The following is a 3001-nucleotide window of genomic DNA, read 5'->3' on the forward strand; positions in this document are numbered from 1 at the left end:
ATAGAAATCACGATTAACGACGTGCGGGAACGGGTGGCGGCCCACAGCACACTGGAAACGCTTATCAGAGATTTCGGGGAGAGGGATCCGGATTTAATCGTGGAGTTAAACGGGCGGTTCATCTATCCCCGGGCGTATGCGACCACCATCGCAAAACAGGAAGACCGGCTTGAATTCATCAACCCGAATTTCGGGGGTTGATCCCCTGCGGGAACTAACCGAATCAATGGATAGTGGTTAAATATATTCTAATATCCAAAGGTATTATTCATTGTTTTCTGAAGTTTTTCTTTGGCGGTGGTCATCCGGTCGATGGCGTCCTGAATTTTTTCCGCACCCATACTGCTCGACAAGCCCACTGCCCAGATGGCCATGGGCGGGCCGATGATATTCTCCAACGCCACGGCTACCGCTTTAACGCCAACCAGATATTCTTCATCGTCGATGGCATGCCCACTCGAACGTATCCGTTCAAGTTCTAACAAGTATTCGTTTTCATTTACAATTGAGCGGGTTGTATGTTGAGGGAGTCCTTTCTCACGAATCAACATTTTGACCGCATCGTTTGTTTTTTCGGCAAGAAACACTTTTCCGGCGGCACCGGCAAAAAGCGGCAAGGTGGTTCCCGGAGATGCAGAAATCTTTAACGGGTCCTCGGACTCTGCGGCGGCCATAATAAGGATGCCGTTGCAGATGAATGCACCGACAACCATGGTCTCTTTGATTTGATCTCTCAATGAATCGATAATGGGGTGGACCGACTCGACCATTTTGGGGTAGTTAAAGCTCGAAAAAGCCAAGTCCATAACTGTCGGTCCCAAATAGAGTTTTCGGCCATCCGGCCCCTGCGCGAGCGCGCCTTCACGAAGCAGGGCGTGGACCAGTCCATGGGTCGTGCTTTTACTGTATCCCAATCGACTCGCAAGATCGGTGAGGCCAAGATGCTGGCGGGATTCGGCCACTTGGCGTAACACGTGAAAGGCTTTGTGTACGGCCGGGGCCTGGTAGCCTGGCAGTTTGTCCGGAGAAGTCGTTTTTCCCATAGGTCCCGGTTTTTCGACGATCATCCATGGTGTCTGGGGGAAAGCGTGTTTATTGTGATGAATTTATATCTGCGTACATCAATCAAGTCAACAGAAAACGAAGAACGGTAATGATACATTACTATTTGAATATATAGGACAAATTAAGACTTAAAGCACCTTGCCCGGTCAAGGCGCAAACCTAACCCTTTCACTATGGTGAATTTTTTTGAGTAGCAATGATATGAACGGCATCGAGATGTTTGGATTGGATGAAATTGCCGCGATTTTCGAACAGTCGATAGGTTTTCGAGGACTTACGCCCCCAACACGCCATGCAATGGCCGCCAAGGCCATATCCATTCGATTTGCCAAAGGCGATACCATTTTCCATGCCAACGAACCGCAGCGCCATTTCTACCTTGTTGCCGAGGGGTTGGTGCGCGTCAGCATCTGCTCTTTAGAGGGGCATCGGCTTACCTATCTGCTGGCCGTGGCCGGTGAACCGTTGAACCTGGTCAGCACTTTCTCAAAAAAAACCCGCATGATCGAGGCGAGAGCCATGAGAGATTCCATGGTCGTTTTACTGAAACAAACCGATTTCATCGCTTTTGCATTTCAACACCCCTCAGTGATCTCCGAAATCATCACCGTGCTGGGAAATGCAGTGGACAGCGCCAACAGCCGCATTTTGGACATGGTGGGTAAAAATGTGGATCAGCGCATGCGCCGCATTTTGCATGCCCTATACCTGAAATTCGGACCAGACTTACGATTCACCAGCATCGAGATTGCTGAAATGATCGGTACCACCGTCGAGTCATCGTTAAGGGCGTTGTCCAAACTGCGCAAAAAGGGGTTGATCGCAACCCAAAGAGGTAGAATAGGCATTCTAAAACCCGAAGCGTTCACCGATTCCGACAGCGACATATTGTGGCTGTGAATCGCCCCCAAGCATGACTTCCGGCAATACGGGGACATGGGCTGAACAGGGTGCCTTGCTCCTCACCCCCAATGAAGAGAGGCCGTGACCGCATCCCGGAGCCATCAGTTGCTTTCAGGTCGCGTCGCATGCGTTTAATAGAAAGGAAATCTTTCCCAGAAGGCCTGATCCGGTTTCTGCCAATCCGCACCAAATCGTTTTTCCAAAAAGGAACCCATACGGTCATACCATCGCGTCCACGGGTTTTTCCCTTTATCCTTGGCCTCCATGATGTCATTTAAAAAGGAGGCGATATGGATCATCTCTTCTTTCGGCAGATATGAAGCGGCGCCACCTTGGTAGGACTTCACTAGATGATCGGGACTGAAGGCATGAGCGGTCAGCATGACGGCGGTAAGGTTCTTTGCAGTGGCGATTTCCAGCAGCTCATATCCGCCGACCCCCATGATGTCCAGAATGACGATATTGAAAAAACGATTTTCAAGAAGTGCCCTGGCCTCCTCAAAACTGGACGCTCGGGTGAGTTGGCACATTCCCAACAGGTCTTCCAGGCTGTCCAGAACATCCGGTTCATCGTCAACCATCAGAATTCGCTTGCTTTCGATATATGGGTAGTCTGCCATGCTGAATTCTCCCCGGTTTAGGTTGGATGGGTTAACATGACACCCTGGTGAAATATACTACCGTTAAACCGTATTACAAGAAAGTTGCCCTTCTTCCGCAGGATCGCTGGCGGACCTGATTCATCCATCCATCCCGGTTACAGCCATTTTCACTGCCCAATGATCGAAGCTTCCCCGCGGCAAGCCGTGGGGTAGCTTCACCGTAGGGATAAAAATCGATTTCCAGTTTCCAGTTCGCTCGCCAACCCCGCCGCAAGCGACCGGGAATGCGCTCGCTATCGCGGTTCACGGTGCACCTCAGTGATACCACCGACTGAGGCGCACTATTTTTCCGTGAGTATGATGGGTGTCATAGACAGAAGACGATGTTTACCAGTAAATCATTATGAAATTTTTATATAATTAATGAATTG

4 protein-coding genes and 1 pseudogene are annotated in these 3001 nt (G+C 50.0%); 2 read left to right on the plus strand and 3 right to left on the minus strand.

Annotation, left to right across the window (positions count from 1 at the left end; all coding sequences use genetic code 11):
• On the plus strand, positions 1 to 201 hold a 201-nt coding region (locus ABYV26_RS23910; RefSeq protein ID WP_372683860.1), incomplete at its 5' end, for a MoaD/ThiS family protein.
• Positions 202 to 248: 47 nt separating this feature from the next.
• On the opposite strand, the gene ABYV26_RS23915 is transcribed toward ABYV26_RS23910, so the two are convergent.
• Positions 249 to 713 carry an IclR family transcriptional regulator gene (locus ABYV26_RS23915; protein ID WP_372683863.1) on the minus strand — a complete coding sequence of 155 codons (465 nt, stop codon included), beginning with the start codon at positions 711 to 713 and terminating at the stop codon, positions 249 to 251.
• A 144-nt stretch (positions 714 to 857) separates the two neighbouring features.
• Positions 858 to 1067 (minus strand): annotated as a pseudogene (locus tag ABYV26_RS23920) (helix-turn-helix domain-containing protein); the annotation flags it as partial.
• Positions 1068 to 1251: 184 nt separating this feature from the next.
• Here ABYV26_RS23920 and ABYV26_RS23925 point away from each other — a divergent pair.
• Complete coding sequence (locus ABYV26_RS23925) at positions 1252 to 1965, plus strand: Crp/Fnr family transcriptional regulator (protein WP_372683861.1); 714 nt, start codon at positions 1252 to 1254, stop codon at positions 1963 to 1965.
• A gap of 134 nt (positions 1966 to 2099) precedes the next feature.
• Here the strand turns inward: ABYV26_RS23925 and ABYV26_RS23930 are convergent, their stop codons facing one another.
• Entirely contained in the window at positions 2100 to 2588 is a 489-nt protein-coding gene (locus tag ABYV26_RS23930; RefSeq protein ID WP_372683862.1) for a response regulator, read from the minus strand.
• Positions 2589 to 3001 lie beyond the last annotated feature (413 nt).

Origin of the sequence: Desulfosarcina sp., from assembly GCF_041551955.1 — a bacterium.
Lineage (GTDB): Bacteria > Desulfobacterota > Desulfobacteria > Desulfobacterales > Desulfosarcinaceae > Desulfosarcina.